The 18,452-nt window shown below is 64.3% G+C and carries 19 protein-coding genes; 12 read left to right on the top strand and 7 right to left on the bottom strand.

The window, feature by feature from the left end; all coding sequences use genetic code 11:
* The first annotated feature begins 193 nt into the window (after positions 1-193).
* The 5 genes from FHY18_RS19780 to FHY18_RS19800 all read left to right on the top strand — a co-directional run bounded on the left by FHY18_RS19780 (position 194) and on the right by FHY18_RS19800 (position 3,079).
* Positions 194-559 (top strand): hypothetical protein, encoded by a 366-nt coding sequence (locus FHY18_RS19780; RefSeq protein ID WP_259159331.1) that lies wholly within the window; start codon positions 194-196, stop codon positions 557-559.
* A 7-nt stretch (positions 560-566) separates the two neighbouring features.
* The gene (locus FHY18_RS19785) at positions 567-1,106 is read left to right on the top strand and encodes an RDD family protein (RefSeq protein WP_259159332.1); all 540 of its coding nucleotides are present in this window, start codon (positions 567-569) and stop codon (positions 1,104-1,106) included.
* Between the two features lie 124 nt (positions 1,107-1,230).
* Positions 1,231-2,040 carry a hypothetical protein gene (locus FHY18_RS19790; RefSeq protein WP_259159333.1) on the top strand — a complete coding sequence of 270 codons (810 nt, stop codon included), beginning with the start codon at positions 1,231-1,233 and terminating at the stop codon, positions 2,038-2,040.
* Positions 2,041-2,338: 298 nt separating this feature from the next.
* Positions 2,339-2,521 carry a hypothetical protein gene (locus tag FHY18_RS19795; RefSeq protein ID WP_259159335.1) on the top strand — a complete coding sequence of 61 codons (183 nt, stop codon included), beginning with the start codon at positions 2,339-2,341 and terminating at the stop codon, positions 2,519-2,521.
* A gap of 180 nt (positions 2,522-2,701) precedes the next feature.
* Complete coding sequence (locus tag FHY18_RS19800) at positions 2,702-3,079, top strand: DUF5329 domain-containing protein (RefSeq protein ID WP_259159336.1); 378 nt, start codon at positions 2,702-2,704, stop codon at positions 3,077-3,079.
* Between the two features lie 209 nt (positions 3,080-3,288).
* Here FHY18_RS19800 and FHY18_RS19805 read toward each other — a convergent pair whose 3' ends face one another.
* The 3 genes from FHY18_RS19805 to FHY18_RS19815 all read right to left on the bottom strand — a co-directional run bounded on the left by FHY18_RS19805 (position 3,289) and on the right by FHY18_RS19815 (position 6,769).
* Entirely contained in the window at positions 3,289-5,388 is a 2,100-nt protein-coding gene (locus FHY18_RS19805) for a methyl-accepting chemotaxis protein (RefSeq protein ID WP_259159337.1), read from the bottom strand.
* Positions 5,385-5,882: a hypothetical protein gene (locus FHY18_RS19810; RefSeq protein ID WP_259159339.1), complete on the bottom strand. Its 498-nt coding sequence runs from the start codon at positions 5,880-5,882 to the stop codon at positions 5,385-5,387. The genes FHY18_RS19805 and FHY18_RS19810 overlap by 4 nt, the downstream gene beginning before the upstream one ends.
* A gap of 449 nt (positions 5,883-6,331) precedes the next feature.
* Entirely contained in the window at positions 6,332-6,769 is a 438-nt protein-coding gene (locus FHY18_RS19815) for a helix-turn-helix domain-containing protein (RefSeq protein WP_259159341.1), read from the bottom strand.
* A 135-nt stretch (positions 6,770-6,904) separates the two neighbouring features.
* Here FHY18_RS19815 and FHY18_RS19820 point away from each other — a divergent pair, with 135 nt between their 5' ends.
* From FHY18_RS19820 to FHY18_RS19840, 5 genes are all read left to right on the top strand, one after another.
* The gene (locus FHY18_RS19820) at positions 6,905-7,792 is read left to right on the top strand and encodes an SDR family oxidoreductase (RefSeq protein ID WP_259159343.1); all 888 of its coding nucleotides are present in this window, start codon (positions 6,905-6,907) and stop codon (positions 7,790-7,792) included.
* 504 nt (positions 7,793-8,296) lie between these two features.
* The gene (locus tag FHY18_RS19825) at positions 8,297-9,748 is read left to right on the top strand and encodes an OprO/OprP family phosphate-selective porin (protein ID WP_259159345.1); all 1,452 of its coding nucleotides are present in this window, start codon (positions 8,297-8,299) and stop codon (positions 9,746-9,748) included.
* Between the two features lie 622 nt (positions 9,749-10,370).
* Entirely contained in the window at positions 10,371-10,766 is a 396-nt protein-coding gene (locus FHY18_RS19830) for a DUF1801 domain-containing protein (protein WP_259159348.1), read from the top strand.
* A 201-nt stretch (positions 10,767-10,967) separates the two neighbouring features.
* Positions 10,968-11,600: a dihydrofolate reductase family protein gene (locus FHY18_RS19835; RefSeq protein ID WP_259159350.1), complete on the top strand. Its 633-nt coding sequence runs from the start codon at positions 10,968-10,970 to the stop codon at positions 11,598-11,600.
* A gap of 74 nt (positions 11,601-11,674) precedes the next feature.
* The gene (locus FHY18_RS19840; RefSeq protein ID WP_259159352.1) at positions 11,675-12,082 is read left to right on the top strand and encodes a DUF4259 domain-containing protein; all 408 of its coding nucleotides are present in this window, start codon (positions 11,675-11,677) and stop codon (positions 12,080-12,082) included.
* Positions 12,083-12,405: 323 nt separating this feature from the next.
* On the opposite strand, the gene FHY18_RS19845 is transcribed toward FHY18_RS19840, so the two are convergent.
* From FHY18_RS19845 to FHY18_RS19855, 3 genes are all read right to left on the bottom strand, one after another.
* On the bottom strand, positions 12,406-13,404 hold the full coding sequence (locus FHY18_RS19845) for an NADP-dependent oxidoreductase (protein ID WP_259159355.1): 999 nt from the start codon (positions 13,402-13,404) through the stop codon (positions 12,406-12,408).
* Between the two features lie 58 nt (positions 13,405-13,462).
* The gene (locus FHY18_RS19850; RefSeq protein ID WP_259159356.1) at positions 13,463-14,323 is read right to left on the bottom strand and encodes an oxidoreductase; all 861 of its coding nucleotides are present in this window, start codon (positions 14,321-14,323) and stop codon (positions 13,463-13,465) included.
* Positions 14,324-14,481: 158 nt separating this feature from the next.
* Positions 14,482-15,075 (bottom strand): TetR/AcrR family transcriptional regulator, encoded by a 594-nt coding sequence (locus FHY18_RS19855; RefSeq protein ID WP_259159359.1) that lies wholly within the window; start codon positions 15,073-15,075, stop codon positions 14,482-14,484.
* Positions 15,076-15,321: 246 nt separating this feature from the next.
* Here FHY18_RS19855 and FHY18_RS19860 point away from each other — a divergent pair, with 246 nt between their 5' ends.
* On the top strand, positions 15,322-16,611 hold the full coding sequence (locus FHY18_RS19860; protein ID WP_259159360.1) for an NAD(P)-dependent alcohol dehydrogenase: 1,290 nt from the start codon (positions 15,322-15,324) through the stop codon (positions 16,609-16,611).
* Position 16,612: 1 nt separating this feature from the next.
* Entirely contained in the window at positions 16,613-17,311 is a 699-nt protein-coding gene (locus FHY18_RS19865) for a YafY family protein (RefSeq protein ID WP_259159363.1), read from the top strand.
* 104 nt (positions 17,312-17,415) lie between these two features.
* Here FHY18_RS19865 and FHY18_RS19870 read toward each other — a convergent pair whose 3' ends face one another.
* Positions 17,416-18,153, bottom strand: coding sequence for an SDR family oxidoreductase (locus FHY18_RS19870; RefSeq protein WP_259159365.1), 738 nt, complete (start codon positions 18,151-18,153; stop codon positions 17,416-17,418).
* Between the last annotated feature and the right edge of the window lie 299 nt (positions 18,154-18,452).

Genomic DNA, 18,452 nt, shown 5'->3' on the forward strand with positions numbered 1-18,452 from the left:
AACTCCGCCGTGAACCGCTGCCGCTTCTGCATCGAACACCTCCGTGCGAGGATTGTCCTCGCTTTCAGGTGTCCGAGTTATCAGGGGTGGCTCAGAAATCGGGGGTAGCTCAGCCAGGCCCTTTTTTCCGCTAGCCGCTCACCCCAAGCATGAGACGCAACGACATTGTTTGCACAATCGGAACCTCGCACACGTGTTTGAGATAACTGCATTGATTTCATCGATTCTGTCGACGCTTATCGGGATTACCTGGATTGCAAAACCGGATGTCTTGTTGAAGAAGTGGGCAGTGCGCCAAGCAAGTTCTGGCTACATCGTTGAGCATCGACTCGGCGCGTTATTGATCACGGTTGGCGTCATCCTCTTTCTAAGCAGTGGGTCAGGCCCATCCGCTGCAAGAACCGCGATCTCCTGCGGAGTCATCTTTGGCTGTGCGACCTTATTTGTGCAGAACCTTCAGTCCTTACGATCGGGATCCATCGGAAAAGGGATCCTTCCAGGGATGCTATTGCAGGCAATGGCCATCGCAGCTTTCTCCTTGTCGGAATTTGTATTCTGATCGCGCGATGATGTACGTTGGCGCGCACCTGCCTGGGCCAAGCGTTGGCGAAAGCGATCCCATGCTTGGTGCAGACATCAACGTTGAAACAAGGAAGAGTATGGAGCGTTCGGGTATGGACTACGTTGGATTCTGGCCTCGTCTGGGCGCATCGCTCATCGATACCGTCATCGTGTGCTTGATCACCTTTCCGCTGCTCACACTCGTCTATGGACGGTCGTACTGGATTAGCGACAAGTTCATCCACGGGCCGGCAGATCTGGTGATCAGCTGGATTCTCCCGGCGGTCCTGTGCATCTGGTTATGGGTCGCAACAGGCCAGACCCCAGGGAAGATGGCGATTGGAGCGGTCATCGTTGATGCCGGTACCGGGCAAAGAATCACTGTGGGTAAGGCGGTGCTGCGCTACCTGGCGTACTTCCTCAGCATGATCGGCCTTTTCATCGGATATCTTTGGGTTGGCTTGGACCCGAAGAAGCAGGGCTGGCACGACCATATCGCCGGTACCGTTGTGATCAAAAAAGCAACGGCATCACCACACAGGTAGGCCTTGCACATTGGCCTCTCACACCGCCGCCGCTCTCCGGCGCAACGTCGGCTGACGCGTTTGACACTGCAGGCGTTCCTGCTCTGCCACGCTCGCGCCCAGCGCTCCAATCTGTCGTTCCAGCATGGCCGTCAAGGAAAGCATGTTCTCCATCTTCAAGAAGAAGGCCACTCCGTTACTGATCGTTCGAGCAAATGGACAGGAGTTGTGTCGTGTTACCCAGGGCGATGTCCCGTGCGAGATCAAGCCTTCTGCTTGGTTGAAAGCCGATAGCGTCCTGGAGTTTGCCGACTCGGCGGGAGAGGTGCATCGGCATGAACTTGGTGCCGCGACCGGGTGGTTCCACTTCTCGGTTCGCGTACACCCCAACCTCGGTTGCCAGGCGGACTGCGTCGTTTCGCAGAGCGAGCAGCTCGATCCAGACGCGTTTGCCAACGGCCAGGCATCCGGGATCAGGTTTCAGCCGTTCTTTCTCCCGGGTGCCAGCGTCAGCAGTTCCGCACTTGCTGGCAAGGGGCTTTTTGCAAGGGGTCTGCACTTCAGCGGATTGGTCACCGGTGGCAACGTGGTGCTTTCCTGCGAGTGCGACTACTGCAAGCGTTCGTTCCTGATCCGCTCCTATCACGCGGGTTTCAGCAACGCGGGATACCTCTACTCGGCGTCCGGCAGTTACACCATCACGGTCGATAGCCATCTGCCCGGCAGTCCTGTAGCGCTGTCCGAGCCTGATACCGAAGCGCTTGCTGCGCTGGAAGATGCACTGCCGTTGGCACCGGATGGGTCCCGCTACGCCTACCTCAATCCCTTTCGCTGCCCGCATTGTTCCGAGGCTTACATCGATTTTGAAGCGAACCCCGGGCTGCGGCCGAGCGAGTACTACGGGAACTACTTCGACGGTTCGATGCTGCTGCGATACGCTCCGGAAGATGTCTAAGCATCCTTCCTGATGACTCCATTGTTACGTTGCTGCTGGTCTGGCCTTGGTCGCTGAGGAACGCTTTACTAACGGTGCTGAGCCCGCTTGAGCAGGCGTCCAGCAATGCATCGCCCGCTGAAACATCGGCCTTTTTGCTGTGGTGGTGTCACGCTACCGCTGACACGACACACAGGCCTGGTGTTGCAACGCGGGCCCAAGACATTAAAATCAAAACCGTGGCGTGCGTCAGTGGCCGCCTGCGCAGTGACGCGCTATCGCCAGATGGATCGGTTCAACCATCAACGAAGGAATGCTCATGTTGAAGCCAGCAAATACCAAGCTCTATTCCAGGTTGGTCGGTACCAGCATTGCCATCGGTGCTGGCGTGGGATCGGCTCTTGGGGCAGCGATGGGCAACCTGCCTCAAGGCATCGCCATCGGTCTCTCATTTGGCGTCGCGCTCGGTATTGTCTTGGCGCGACGGCGTGGTGCCGTTTGACGCCTGCATGGCGTGATACGTGTCGTGCCGTGCGGCCGACTGTGGTTTGTCGCCGGGGCCGACGTTGACACCGCCTGATGGCGGCGGTGAAGTGCCTCACGGACTACGCATGCGCAGCGATCGCGCCAATGAATCCGGAGACTGGCGGAAAAGGGGACGTCATGCGCTACCATCCGGTCGATGAACGCTAACGCTTTTCTTGCCCTACCCATGCTCGCTGTCCTCATGCTCGGTGCGTCTGCCTCTGCATCTGCCCAGGGGGTTTCGCCGGCCACAACGCGTGAGGTCGGCCAGCTTTTCAAGGTCCTTGCGCAATCCAACTGCGAGTTCTCCCGCAATGGGTCCTGGTACGCGGCGCCCAAAGCCAGCGAACACTTGCAACGCAAGTACGACTACCTGCAGAAGAAGGGGCTGGTGACCTCCACCGAGTCGTTCATCGAGCTTGCCGCCACCAAGAGCAGCATGTCGGGCAAGCCGTATCAGGTTCGTTGCGGCACCGCTGCGCCGGTATCGAGCCAGTCCTGGTTTACTGGCAAGCTCCGGGAGCTGCGCAAGTAATCGGCAAACGTCGGCACCATGTCTGCGCGGTCGCATCCGCCTTGCGTCACAGCCTGATGCAGCACCGACCATTGCACTGGACCGTTTCTGTCACCCAGCCAACCCAAAGCAGTGGCTGCACAATCGGCTGTGAATACCCGGCGTCAACTCCCACGATGCGGCAAGATCGCCCGTGGCGCGGTCACGCGCCGACGATGCGCCAACCTTGATCAGGCCACACGCAGCCGCTGCACTGCGTCAGCGCCGGCATCGCGTTCATCGGCCACAAACGTACTCACCGCATCTTCCAGCTGCGCGGCGTGGTCGCTCATCGCGCGTGCGGCAGCGCTGGCGCCCTGCATCCGAGTGAGGCCGTCGCGCATGTCGGTGTCCACCTCGGTGAGGGTGTGATGCACCTGCGCGATGCTGCCGGCCTCCTGTTGCGAGGCGACGGCGATCTTGCTGAGCGTGCTGCTGACCTGTCCGATAGTGGCGACGATGTGCTGCATGCCGTCGCCAGCATGGCGCACTTGCTGCACGCCTGCCTGCATATGCGTGACCGACTCGCCGATCAGCGTCTTGATCTGGCTGGCTGCGGTGGACGAGCGTAGCGCCAGCGCGCGCACTTCGCTGGCCACCACGGCAAAACCACGGCCTTCGTCGCCGGCGCGTGCGGCTTCCACTGCGGCGTTCAAGGCCAGGATATTGGTCTGGAACGCAAGACCGTCGATCACCGAGATGATGTCCTGGATGCGGCGCGATGCGTGCTCCATCTGCTGCATGGTGCCCATCGCCTGCTGCATGGTGTCGCCGCCGCTGCGCGCAGCCTCCGATGCAGCGGCGGTGAGCTTGTCCGCATCCGCTGCCTGCGCGGTATGTTGCTGCATGGTGGCGAGCACCGTCTGCATCTGGGCCGCGGTGCGGCCCAGGGTTGCCGACTGGCGCTGTACCTGCTGCTCCAGTGCATCGTTGCGGGTGAGGATGTGGCCTGCGGCCTGGTTGATGGCGGTACTAGAGCTGCGGATCTGCGCAATGATGCGCGCCAGCTCATCGGCGGTGGCGTTGGCATCGCGCTTCATCTGCTCGAACACGCCTTCGCACTGGCGGTCGATGCGTTGCGACAGATCGCCGCGCGACATCGCAGCCAGCATCTGGCGCATGTCCTGCAGGCTATCGTCGGTGATGGCAAGAAAGCGGTTGACGCCTTCGGCCAGCTGGCCGAGCGTGCCGCCATTGGCATGCCCGTGCAGGCGTGCCCCCAATTCGCCGCGCGTTGCCTGTGCGATGACCGTCGCCAGCTGCTCTTCCAGCACCAGATCCTGAGTACGGTCCTGCCACTCCACCACCACGCCCAGCGAGCTGCCGTCGTGATCGTGCACAGGCGTGATGTTCTCCTGCAGCTGCAGTGCGGCCAGTGCGCGCGTCCTGCTGGTGCCGGTGGCATGCCCCAACTGCACCGCATCGGCCAGCGCGGTCTCCAGCACATCGGTGTCGACGTGCGTGCTCAGGTGCTGGAACGATTGGTTGCGATAGATGGCGGTGCCCTGCCCGTCGACGATGGCCACGGCCATCGCCGAGGCATCCAGTGCCAGACGGATGCGGCGGTTTTCCAGCAAGAGGCGTTGTTGCTGGGCGATGCGTTCTTCCACCTGCACGCTCATGCGCACCAGCGCTTGCGCCAGCGATCCGCTGCGGAAGGTCTGCTGCATGATGGCCGGCGGCAAGGTCGCACCGGTCGCCAACGTGTCGGCCAGTTCCGCCAATGCGTCGGCCTCGTGATCCAACGCATCGACCTGGCGCCGCAGTTGGATGGCCATCACGCAGACGAAGGCGGTTTCCACGATCACGTAGCCGGCATGCAACAGCACGATGCCGAAGCCGCTGCCGGCAGTGAAGGCCTGCACCGGCATCCCGCGCGCTTGCAGCCAATAGAACGCAAGATGGTGTACGGCGATGGCGCCGGCAGCCACCACCACCGGTAACCAGTCGCGGTAATACAGCAACAACGCCAGGATCACGAACACGCCGAAGTGCATTTCCACCAGGCCATGCGCCTGCTGGATGGTGGCAGCAACCAGGGCCATCAGCACCAGCGCGTTGGTGATGCGCGTCAGGCGCGTGCCGGGGTTTGCATGCACTTGCCAGGCCATCAGCATCAGGCTGGGCAGCGTGACCGCCAGAAAGGTGGTCCATTGGCCCTGGCTCCAGGCCAATGCCAGCGAGCCTGCGCTCTGCAGCACCGCCAGCCACAGGAACAACCGGTCGGCCTTGATGGCCAGACGCGTGGCGTAGTTGGAGGTCGGCGGCGCCGATGCGGACAGTTCCATCATGACAACGACTCCACGGCACACGGACAAGGGGACGCCACCGCCGCACTTGCCGCGCGGCTCAATACATCGGGCAACCAGCGCGACCATGCCGCCGCGCCGGCAGTCCCGCAGACCGCACCACCGTCCGCGGGGCCGGCATAGCGCGGTTGACCATCGGCACCGAGCAGCCACACCGCGTAGCCGCTGCCATGCAGTGCCGGGCGGTCGAGCAGCCGCACCTGGCCGCCGCGGGCGCGCACCGCGTCGCTGAGCACCACCCAGGCGCGATCCGATGCGAGATCGGTACAGGCGCAGGCGCCCACCACGCCGATCAACATCGGCGACGGCTGCGAGACTGGCAGGCTGGCCTGGACCTGCGCCCAGGCACCGCCCAGATCACCGGCCTGCGCGCGCGGGGTTGTCCAGGCCACGGCAATCCAACCGCACCACAGCGCGAGCAGGGCAGCGCCCAGGGTGCGTCGCGACGCGGAGGACAGGCTGCCGAAGATGGGCATGGAAGATGGGCTCGGCGAGATAAGGTGAGCCCTTATCGGACAAGGCGGTTTGCGCTTGAGCCAGCTTGCGATTGAAGTTTGCGATGGTTGCGATAGCCGGATGCGTGGCCATTGCGCTGCAAGGGTTTGCCGTCCGGCGCACCAATCTAGAGGCGATCGGGCGTTTAGCTGACGCGGGATTTTGTGAGCACGCGTTCACACAATCGCAGGTGCCTGCATCCATTTGAAACGCTGCTGTATGCGGGAAGCGCCGTCGCTCTGCGCGCCGGTCATCCCTGATGCGCCGTTGCTCCCGCAGATGCCACCAGGCGGCTGCCCTCGCCCTGCCATACGCCACCGGAGCTGAGCGCTGGCAGCGCGGGGCGCATCCGGCCACCAGACAGTCTGCGGCAGCCGGCAGCCACGCCGCAAACGTCGTCCGGCCGTCAGCGCAGCGGCAACTGTCGCCCTTACGCCTGTGCCATGGCCTCTTCGGCATCCAGCGCGACATGCGGCTGCTGGGCACGATCGAAGCGTTCGCGGGCGGCACGGATGCCGGCATGGTTTTCGCCGGCCCAGTTGAGCAGTTGCGAGACCGGGCCGAGCAGGGCGACGCCGAGCTTGGACAATGCGTATTCCACGCTGGGCGGCTTGGTGGCGTAGACCTTGCGGGTGATCATGCCGTTGCGCTCGAGGTTGCGCAGGGTCTGGGTCAGCATCCGCTTTGAGATGTCCGGCACGGCGCGCTGGATGGCACTGAAGCGGGATGGGCCGGGGATCAGCGTCAACAGGATCAGCAAGGTCCACTTGTCGCCGATCTGATCGAGCACATCGCGCACCGGGCACTTGGTGGCATCGAAGGGGCCTTCCAGGGAGGGCGGCGGTGGGAACAAGGCAATCGCATTCACTGGGGTATCTCACAGTAACCAGGGGGAGTAAAACTGCCTCCTTGCGAAGGACCGGGCGGTCCTGACAATAGGCTCGCTGACCACAAGGTCTAGATACTAGACCAAACCTCTTCTCTAAACCTATTGGAGCACGACATGGCACATGCCTCCCCCCTGATTCTTGTCACCGGCGCCAGCGGGCAGCTGGGCGCGCTGGTCGTCGACGCACTGCTGAACCATGTGCCTGCCAGCCGCATCGTAGCAACGGCCCGTGATACTGCGTCACTTGCCGAGTTCGCAAAACGCGACATCACGGTGCGTCAGGCCGACTACGCCGACCCGCACAGCCTGGACCTGGCGTTTGCGGGCGTCGGCCGGGTGTTGCTGGTGTCGTCCAACGCGGTGGGCGCGCGCGTGGAGCAGCATCGCAATGTGATCGACGCGGCCAAGCGTGCCGGCGTGAAGCTGCTGGCCTACACCAGCATCCTGCATGCCGATACGAGCACGCTGTCGCTGGCCGCAGAGCATGTGGTCACCGAGGCGCTGCTGCGCGAGAGCGGCGTACCGCATGTGCTGCTGCGCAATGGCTGGTACACCGAGAACTACACCGGCTCGATCGCGGCCGAAGTGGCGCACGGCGGGGCGATGGGCAGCTCGGGCGAGGGCAAGATCAGCGCTGCCACACGTGCCGACTACGCGGCGGCCGCAGCCGCGGTGCTGGCCTCGGATGCACCGCAGGCCGGGCAGGTCTATGAGCTGGCCGGCGATACCGCCTTCACGATGGCCGAGTACGCAGCAGAGGTCTCCCGGCAGGCCGGCAAGCCGGTTGCTTACCATGACCTGCCCGAAGCCGACTATGCCGCAGCGCTGGTGCAGGTGGGCGTGCCTGCCGGGTTTGCGCAGGTGCTGGCGCAGTGCTCGGCGTCCTCGCGCGGCGGCAGCCTGTTCGACGACAGCCACACGCTGAGCCGCTTGATCGGCCGCCCTACCACGCCATTGCGTGACGCCGTGGTGGCAGCACTGGCAGCACAGCCGGCCGGGTGAGCCAGGGCCGGCCGCTAGACGCAGCGATGCGTTGAACGGCCGGCGGCGAAGACATGCAACGCCATGCCCGCGGGTGTGGCGTTTTTTTTGGCCAGTGCCCGCGCGATGCGGATGACGCACTCGGTGGGACTGGGTGTGCCGGCCGGATATGGCGTCGCTTTGCGGTTGCCGCCCGCTGGCGGCTGGGCGGCCGTGCCACGCCGGCATCAAGGCAGCCAGGCAGCCTGGGCTCCCGCCGTAGCGGGTCGCCGCCTCTTCTCGACATGGCGGGCGTCGCCAGACTGACATCTACCGGACACGCGGTTGACACAGTCGTCGGTCGGTTGCCGGTCCGGATGTCACCAAACTGACATCAAACCTAAATATAACTGCACCCCATCGCTGCTACGGCAGCAGTGCGGAGCGCCATGACGGTGCCCGGCGCCTGGCCGCACGCGCCCCCTGCGAGGGCGCCCCTGAAGGGCCACGCCACCGCCGCCCAGTTTCCCTTGCCGAGCCGTGTCCATGAAAAAACGCAATCTCGCCACCGTCCTGTGCGCCCTCAGCGCGACCGCCAGCGGCAGCACGCTGGCTGCCGAGCTGGAGCTGTACGTCGACCGCAAGACCAAGCAGATCTTCGCCGAGCCGGCGCCCGGGCGCGACAAGCTGGGCACCTTTGTGCAGGTGGACGAAAACGGCAAGCTGCCGGCCTCGGCGATGCCTGCCGCGCCGGCACAGTCCCTGCCACCGGCACCTGGCGCAACCGTGCCTGCCGATACCGGCATCGCGCAGGCCGCCCCTGCACCGGCGCCTGCCGCGGCACCGGCCAAGGCCGCCGATGCCGGCAAGAAGTGGTACGACAAGCTGAGCCTGCGTGGCTACACCCAGATCCGCTACAACCAGGGCATCGGCGGCGATGCCCAGGACTTGCGTGCGCCGGGCGACCGCTTTATCGGCAACGACCAGAGCCTGGGCATCCGCCGCGCGCGCCTGGTGCTGAGCGGCGATCTCAACGAGCACGTGTCGCTGTATTTCCAGCCGGACTTTGCGAGCACGCCTACCGGTTCCACCACCTCCAACTTCGCGCAGCTGCGCGATGCGTACGCCGATATCTTCTTCGACAAGAAGCGCGAGTACCGCGTGCGCGTGGGGCAGTCGAAGATGCCTTACGGCTGGGAGAACCTGCAGTCCAGCCAGAACCGTCTCACCCTGGATCGTGCCGACGCGCTCAACTCCGGCCTGCGCGACGAACGCGATATCGGTGCGGTGTTCTATTACAGCCCCACCGTGGCCAAGGCCCGCTTCCAGGACCTGGTCAAATCCGGCCTGAAGGGCTCGGGCGATTACGGTGTAGTGGGCGCGGGCGTGTACAACGGTCAGGGCGCCAACCGCGCCGAGCGTAACGACGGCATGCATGCGGTGGTGCATGCCACCTACCCGTTCAAGTTCGCCAATGGCCAGTACCTGGAAGTGGGCGCCGATGCGTACAGCGGGCGCTTCGTGCCGACCGCTGCGGCGGTGAACATTGGTGGCCGCAGTTTCACCCCGGCCATCACCGACCCCAATGGCTATACCGACCAGCGCGTTGCCGCGCACGTCATTTACTACCCGCAGCCGTTCGGCCTGCAGGCCGAGTGGACGGTGGGCCGCGGCCCGGAGCTGGATGTGGCGCAGCGCCGTATCCGTACCCGCTCGCTGAGCGGCGGTTATGTGCAGGCGATGTTCAAGCACGACTTCAATTACGGCACCCTGCTGCCGTACCTGAAATGGCAGACCTACCGCGGCGGCTCCAAGTTCGATACCAATGCGCCGCGCATGCGCCTGGACGAAGTGGAAGCCGGTGTCGAATGGCAGCCGATGGATGCGCTGGAGTTGGTGTTTGCGTATTCGAAGATGAAGCGCACCGATGTCACCACTGCGCCGTATCCGGTGGTGGAAGGCGATCTGCTGCGGTTGCAGTTGCAGGTCAACTACTGAGGCAGCTCACGCGGCCTGCGCCGCGCGCCCCAGGTCAGCGTTGGGCATGCTGCAACGCTGCCGTGCCGGTACTGCCAACGCCCCGCTCTCTGCGGGGCGTTGGCGTTGCGGGGCGTTTGCGTTGCGGCGCTGCGCATTGTGGTGTCGATGCGGTGGAGTCAGGTGCTGCATGCAGATTGCGTAGATCGCCGTCGCTTGCCGCTGCAAGCAAGCCAACCCTCCACGAGCGCACACGGTGACCGGCGTCTGCCCCGGGGCCGCAGCCGGCGATGCCTGGCAGCGTGTGTCGGCGTGCCGCCTCGGCACCACTCCGGCGCTTTCGCACCCGGCTCTGCCGCACCTCTCGTCAAAGCAACCGCGACCGTCTCTCATCCCTCACGACGTTCCCGCCTCGCCCTCGCCCTGCGCTTCTGTGTCCAGTGCCTTGGCCGCCGCCGCGCGTCCGCGATCCCTGGTCAGAACCGCGTCACCGGTGCGTGTGGCATGCTCGCATGCATCGCTGCTCGTGGCGGTCGGCAACGATCTGTGCCAACGGTCTATCGCACAGCCATTTGATTCTTCAGTCAGGCCGATACGCTTGGCGGTGCGGCCTTGCTCGGGTCTCGGACTCCACGGCAGCATCATGGCGACCAACACGACACTCGCAACGCTCGACGACATCTTGTCCATTGCAAAACCGCAGCCGCGCCTGGTTTGCGCGGTATTGCGCAGCAAGATCGTTTCGCTGCACAGCGACGTTGTCGAGCTTGCATGGCCAAAACTCAAAATCATCAGCTTCGGCATTGGCCCCAGGAAGATGACCGAGCACTACGTCTACATCTCGGTCCACGACGCCCATGTCAACCTGGGTTTTTACCATGGCACCTCGCTTGCGGATCCGCACGGCATCATGCAAGGGACCGGCAAGACACTACGCCATGTCAAGGTTCGAGATGTCTCGACGATCAACAGTGCGCCCGTCATCGAGCTGCTGCAGTTGGCGATCGCCGATCGCAAGTGGCATGCAAATCGCGCCTGACCAGCCGCATGGGCGGACGCGTGCGAATCGGTGCGGCACGGCCGCGCGCCAACACGCGCCAACGATCGCCTGGCCAGGGTGTGAGGTTCGCAGTTCATCCCGGCCAACCGCGGGGCTGAGCACGCATTCAAGCCGGCGTCGCCTCGCGCGCAGGCTGACGTCCCACGGTCGGCACTACACAGGCATATGAGAGGTGAAATCATGAGCAAGGTATTCGTCAGTATCGGCCTTAGCCTTGATGGCTACATGGCGCCGGAGGGAATGACCATGGACGACCCCCAGCACAAGAACTGGGGAGCCAAATGGGGCGCGATGATGGGTTGGCTGATCACATCGCAGTACTTTCGCGAGAACGTCCTCAAGCTTGCATCGGGCGGTACGACCGGCCCGGTCAATGACATGGTCCGCAGCACCTTCGCACGCATCGGCGCCAACATCATGGGCAAGCGAATGTTCGACCAGGGCGAGGTTGCCTGGCCAGAGGAGGCCCCGTTTCACACACCGGTCTACGTACTGACCCACGAGAAGCGCGCGCCTTGGGTGCGCCCCGGCGGAACGATCTTCCACTTCATCAACGACGGGCCGGAACGTGCGCTGGAACTGGCTCGCGAATCGGCAGGCAGCCGTGATGTTCGGATTGCCGGTGGCGCGGCTGTGATCCAGCAGTATCTGGCCCTGGGCGTTGTCGACGAGCTGGAGATTGCGTTGGCACCGGTCCTGTTCGGCAGCGGACGACGCCTGTTCGAAAACCTTGGCGAGCCCGGGACACAATTTCGTATCGACAAGGTCTTTGACGGGCCTGCGGCTACACACCTACGCTATGTGCGGCAGTGAGCTGAGGCATTCTCATCCATCAGGCGGGACGCCAACACGCGTCTGTTGCCACCAATTCGATCCGGAGAACGTTCATGGGGTGCTGGGGCATCGGTTCTTTTGACAACGACACTGCTGCAGATTGGGTCTGCGACCTCACCGAGGCTGGCGACTTGTCGCTCGTTCGCGAGGCAGTTGCAGCAGTCCTTGCAACCGACGGCGATGTGGATGCAACGGATGCAACCACTGCGTTGGCGGCCATCGAGGTGATCGCTGCAGCCTTGGGACGTCCTACCGCCGAGGCGCTGGATGAGCCGGATGTCGTGGAATGGATCGACAGAGTGAAGCCGCTCGCTGACGCCCGGTTGGCCAGCGACGCTGCGCAGGCGATTGATCGCATTCTTGGTCCAACCTCGGAGTTGCGCGAGCTGTGGGAGGACACCGATGACTTCGACGACTGGCAAGCGGACGTGCGTGGTTTGCGATCCCGGCTGCAGGCCTGACGATTCATGCGATCCGAGGCCGCCTAGCAGCGCGCCTTCATTGATCTGCGAAGCCGCCATGCGACATCTTCCCGTGCGTGATATTCCAGCGAGATTTCGTCGCGGCAAGTCGGTCGAGCAATTGCTTGGACGCAGCCCCATGCATCCGCACTACCTTCGCCCTGCCGGGTTGCGTCCCGTTGTGGGATCGATACAGATCTGGGTAGCCAGCCCCGTAGATGGCACAGACACAAACGGGGTGGGCACCCTGCCCTCCCCGTTGTCGCTTCAACCCACGGCAGCATCGCTATCACCGATGCTGCAGCAGTGGGTAATCGCTGCTGCTACAACGTCACCACGACCTTGCCTTTGACGCGGCCGGTGTCTACATGCGCCAGCGCTTCTTGCGCGCGCGCGAACGGATACACCGTGTCGATCACCGGGCGCAATGCACCGCTGTCGAGCAACGCTGCCAACGTCCGCAGCTGCGGACCATCGCCGCGCATGAACAGGAACGTGTAGGACACCCGGCGCTGTCTGGCCTGCGCACGCACCTTGCGGCTGAGCAGGCGCATCACCAGCCGGAGCGGAAACGCCAGGCCGAGCTGCTGCGCGAATGCGGGGGTCGGCGGACCGGACAGCGAAATCAGGCTGCCGCCGGGCTTGAGCAGCTGCAGTGACTTGAGCAGCGTCGGCGTATCCAGGCTATGCAGCACCACATCGTAATCGCGCACCAGCGCCTGGAAATCCTGCTGCGTGTAGTCGATCACCAGATCGGCACCCAACGACTTGACCAACTCCACATTGGCAGTGCTGGTAGTGGCGGCCACGTACGCTCCCAGATGCTTGGCAAGCTGGATCGCGATGGTGCCCACGCCGCCGGAGCCGGCATGGATCAGCACCTTCTGCCCTGGCTTGAGCGCAGCGGTTTCCACCAGTGCCTGCCAGGCGGTCAGGCCGACCAGCGGAAACGATGCGGCCTGCTCCATGCTCAGGCTGGCCGGCTTGGGTGCCACCACTGCCGCATCGATCGCCACGTACTCGGCCAGGGTACCGATGCGGCCGGGTTCGATCTTGGCGAACACCGCATCGCCGACCGCGATGTCGCGCACCGCGGTGCCGACCTGCGTCACCACGCCGGCCACATCGTTACCCAGCACGAACGGCGTCTTGAATGGCAGCAGCATCTTGAATTCGCCGTCGCGCACCTTGGCGTCCAGCGGGTTGAGGCTTGCTGCGCTGACCTTGATCAACACCTCGTTGGGCCGCAGCTGCGGCATCGGCATGTCGCCGATCCGCACCGGGCCATGTTTTTTGTATTGATCGACGATGACGGCTTTCATGCATGTCCCCCACAGGCGCGTGCGCCCATCTTGGCATCGGTGCGATCGATCCTGCGCATCATGCGCGCGCTCCCGCAGCGGACGGGCCACTGGCGCGGGCCGGCGATGCGACCTGATCCAGCTTGAGTTCCTTGCGCAGCGCCTTGCCGAGCATGCGGTTGGGCAACAGGCGACGTAGCAGGCTCAGCTGCCTGGCCACCTTGCCGGCGGTGTAGCGCGCCTTCGGTTGCGGATCCTGTGCTGCCTTCACCACAACCTCGGCCACCACGCTCGGCGCATCGGCCTTGCGCATCACCTCAGCGACGTGCGCGGCCAGATGCGTACGCATGGCACGGTAGATCTCCAGCGGCGCATCCGGCTGCAGCGAATTGGCATCGAACGGCGTCCTGGTATACGCAGGCTCGATCACCGAGACCCGGATACCCCAATCGCGCAGTTCGTGATCGAGCGATTCGCTGTAGCCCTCGATCGCATGCTTGCTGGCGACATACAGCGCCGTGTACGGAATCGGCACCAGCCCCAGCACCGACCCGATGTTGAGGATGCGTCCACCGCCCTGCTTGCGCATCTGGCCGATCACCGCATTGGTCATGCGCACGGTGCCGAAGAAATTGGTGTCGAACACCGACTGCGCCTGCGCGATGGAGCTTTCTTCCGCGGCGGCGGGCGCGACGCTGAAGCCGGCATTGTTGACCAACAGGTCCAGGCGGCCTTCTTTGCGCAGCAGGATGTCGATGGCGGCGGCCACCGACGCGTCGCTGGTGACATCCAGCTCCAGCATCTGCACCCCGGGCGTCGTGGAGGGGCCGCCGCGGCGGCTGGTGCCATAGACGGTATAGCCGGCCTGGGCCAGGTGGGCGGCGGTGGCTTCTCCGATGCCGGAGGAGGCTCCGGTCACGAGCGCGATCTTGCGGTTCATAGGTGGCTGGTCTCAGGTGATGTGCAGAAGCAAGCCATTGAGGCGCTGCCGTCGCACGGGTGGAGGTGGAAGCCGCGGCTGCGGCGGACTGCTGTCTGCACGTCTAAAATATTATGAACATCATATTTTTTGACCAACGACAAACCCGGGCGCGCTGCTCAGGCTGCGTCGAAGTGTTCGAGTGCCGCCTTGCGCATCGCGGCCGACAAAGCGGGGTCGTCGACGGCACGCGCCAGCATCAAGGTGCCGGCCATGGCGCAAACCGTCACCAGTGCCCGCGCATGCGCCTGCGGCGTTCCCCAGTCCGGCGACTGGCGGGCGGCCAGATCGATCATCTCCTTGATGCGGCGGGTTGCCGCCTGGCGCACTGCCGGTGCCTGCCGGTGCATTTCCGACCCCAGCGCGGCGATCGGACAGCCGGATTCGACGTTGCCGACGTGCCCATCGGAGAGATACGCCCGCATCAGCGCCTGCGCCGCCTGCTCCGGCGGCGCGGCGGCAGCGATCTGCGCGGAGGTGGCCACCGTCTGCGCCCCGGCATGGTCGGCAGCCTCGGCCAGCAGCGCCTCGCGCGATGCAAAGTGCGCATAGAAGCCACCGTGGGTCAGCCCGGCCTCTTTCATGATGTCGGCCACGCCGGTGCCGTCGTAGCCGGTGCGCCGGATCGCGCGCGCAGCGACTTCGACGATGCGTGCATGGCTGTCGGCCTTGCGGCCTGACGCTGCCCGGGAACGTGGCGAGGTCTTTTTCATGATGGTCATCATACATAAGATCGGCCGCGATGGACGCTGCGCCAGCTGCTGTCCGACGAGCGGTAGGAGGCGGGCTCAGGCCATCGCCGGCTTTCAGGAGCCAGCGGCGCCGGGGCGGCACACACAAGGCACTGGCAGTCGTACGCTTCCCTGAAACGATGGTCTGGCCGGGCGCGGGTTTGCCGGCCAACCGCATGGCGAGGCCGGGCTTGCGCATGGCGGCCGCCGGGACATGCAGTTGGTCCCATGGTGCCGCCGCCTGCTGTCGCAGTTGCGCATCGCCGCTGCAGGAAAGCATGGTGCCAGAATCTGTCACCACCGATTCCTACACTGGGCGCCCAACCCGAGGAATGTCCTGGTGACCATCATCACTCGCTTCCGCAGCAACGCCACTGCGATCACGCCAGCGCCCGATGCGCATGCGCCGACCCTGGTGCCATCGCATGCGGCCACGTCTGCGGCCTGCAGCGCTGGCTGGCCTGGCGTTGGTCGCCGCACCGGGCCTGCCGCCCATTCCGGCAACCCGGTCGGCCGACCAGGCGTGGATCCCGCCTGCCAGGTCACATCCGCACGCACCTCTGCCATCGGAGCACCGCGCCGATGAAGCGTCTTCAATACAACCGATATGGCGGCCAGGACGTCATGCAGCTGGCCGACGTCGCGCTTGCTGCGCCTGCAAAGGGCCAGGTCGCGGTGAAGGTGAAGTACGCCGCGATCAATCCGGTCGACTGGAAGATGCGCAACGGCGTCATGAAGATCGTGACCGGGCGGCAGTTTCCGCGTGCGATGGGCATGGATTTCTCTGGCGTGGTGCTCGCAGTGGGCGAAGGCGTCGCCCGCTTCAAGCCAGGCGATGCGGTGTTCGGCCTGGCGCGTTTCAAGGAGTGCGGTGCACTGGCCGAGGCGGTGATCACCACCGAAGAGAATCTGGTCAGCAAACCCGACAGCGTCTCCTACGAAAGCGCCGCGTGCCTGGGCACGCCCGGGGTCACCGCGTGGAATGGTCTGGTCGACAAGGCTGCGCTGAAGAAAGGCCAGCATGTGTTCGTCAACGGCTGTGCCGGCGCAGTGGGCGAAGCGGCTGTGCAGTTGGCGCAGCTGCTGGGAGCGACGGTATCCGGGAGTTGTAGCGCCGGATCGATGGAGCGGGCCGGATCGCTGGGCCTGAAACAGGTCTACGATTACAGGGTGACCCGACCGGAGGACATCCGTGAGCGCTTCGACGTCATCTTCGACACTTCCGCCGTCATGAAGGCAGCCACGGGATTGGCGCTGCTGCGCGACAAGCGCGGCAGCTTGCTGGATCTGGAACCGGACCTGGGAAAGTTCGTCCGCGCGGTAGTGGACCGCCGTTTCAAACTGGTGTTCTGCAAGCCCTCCGCCGCCATCCTGGCCCACCTCGCCAACGCGGCGAATGCCGGAACCTTCGGTTTGCCGATCGGGGAGATCGTTCCGCTGGAAGGGGCCATCGACTTGATGAACGCGCTTGAATCCGGCCAGAAGCGCCCGGGCAAGGGCCTGGTCAGAATGGACTGACATGTCGCGTAGCCAACGCCTGTTGGATCTATTGCAAGTCTTGCGGCGACATCGGGGAACCGTGTCCGGAAGCACGCTTGCGCAAGAGCTTGGCGTGTCGCTGCGCACGATCCGGCGCGATATCGCGACCTTGCAGGCAATGGGTGCCGATGTCGAGGGAGAGGCAGGCGTGGGATACATCCTGCGACCGGGCTTTGTGCTCCCACCCCTCGCCTTTACCGAGGAAGAACTCCGCGCGCTGGTCACCGGCGCGCAGTGGGTCAGCCGCCAGAGCGACGCGGCGATGAGCGACGCGGTGCACAATGCGCTGGCAAAACTCGACGGAGTGATCTCGCAGGAGATGCGCCTGGCGCTGGACGACAGTGCGCTGTATATCAGCCGGGCACCCCGGCCAGAATCCATCGTCGACCTTGGCAAGATCCGCAAGGCGCTGCATGCACAACGCAAACTGCGCATCGGCTATACGAGCAAGACCGGTGTGGTGTCGGAGCGCACGGTTTGGCCGATCATGCTGGGCCTGGTCGACGCACGGTGGAAGATCGCCGCATGGTGCGAAGCATGCGGCGATTTCCGCATCTTCCGCACCGAGGCCATCGACAGGATCGAGTATCTGCAGGAGCAGTATCAGCACAATCGCCGCCAGTTGGTGAAACGATGGCGGGCCAGCGAAAGCCATCCCTGCAAGCAGGGCGATTGCTGAGCGCTCGAACGTCAGCGCCCCTCCCGCCGACCGCTATCGCAGCCAAGACGTCGCTGATGGCGTTCTGCACGACGCAACCACCACCAGCGACGTTGCCCAACAAACTAGCGGTGATTCATCCGCTCGAACAAGGCTTCACCCAAGCGACGGGTGTCGGCCGAGATCCCGATCAGCACCTCGTCCTGACCGGCTTCAAGCTGGGCGATCGCCTCCTGGGCGAACTGCTCGGCGGGCATCATGTTGCGCGTGGCGGTGCCCGCACTGCGCATACCGCCACCCAGACCGGTATCGACGATGGGCGGCGCGATCTCGATCACGCGGACGGTGCTGTCCTTCAGCTGGTGACGCAGACTCAGGGTGAAGGAGTGCAGCGCCGCCTTGCTGGCACAGTAGACCGGCACATCGGCCATCGGCGAGAACGCCAGCCCAGAGGTGATGTTGATGATGGCCGCGTGCTGTTGCTGCCGCAGCAACGGCAGCAGCTCGGCAATCAGATGGATCGGCGCGGTCAGGTTGATGGCGATTTCCTGGTCGAGATCGGCCACAGCATCGGTGCCGGTGAAATCGCGATGCCGCTGCACGCCGGCATTGTTGATCAGCATGTTGCAATGCGGATGGTGTGCCCGCAACCAGTCCACCAGTGCCCGACGACTTGCCGTGTCGGCGATATCGCAGACCTGGGTGATCAGCGCTGGCAGCGTGTCCTTGGCCTGGCGTAACGCAGCGGCACTACGCCCACAGATGATGACGGTGTTGCCCTGCTCCACCAGCGCGCGTGCGAGCGCAAAGCCGATGCCGGTGGCACCGCCGGTGATCAAGAGGGTGTTGGAGGTGAAATTCATGCGCAATATCCTTCCAGGGTCAGTGGAGGCGCGCCGATGATGGGTCGTGAGAGATCAGCGGGCACACCTCGTTCCGGCAAGGCCGGTCTCGGTGTCGCGGATACCCTCGCGGGAGAGCTGGCCACCCTGATCGGATGGATGACCGGGCTACCATCCGGCCTGCACTCTTTCGACCGCGCAACTGTAGCCAAGCCATGCAACGCGGGCAATCGGGCATGGCGCAGTGACGAACGGGGGTTCAGCATCGTCACTGTGTCGGCTGCACTCACCGAGCGCGATCCGCTGGCCGCGATGGCGCC

Origin of the sequence: Xanthomonas sp. 3793 (genome assembly GCF_024806835.1) — a bacterium.
GTDB lineage: Bacteria > Pseudomonadota > Gammaproteobacteria > Xanthomonadales > Xanthomonadaceae > Xanthomonas > Xanthomonas arboricola_F.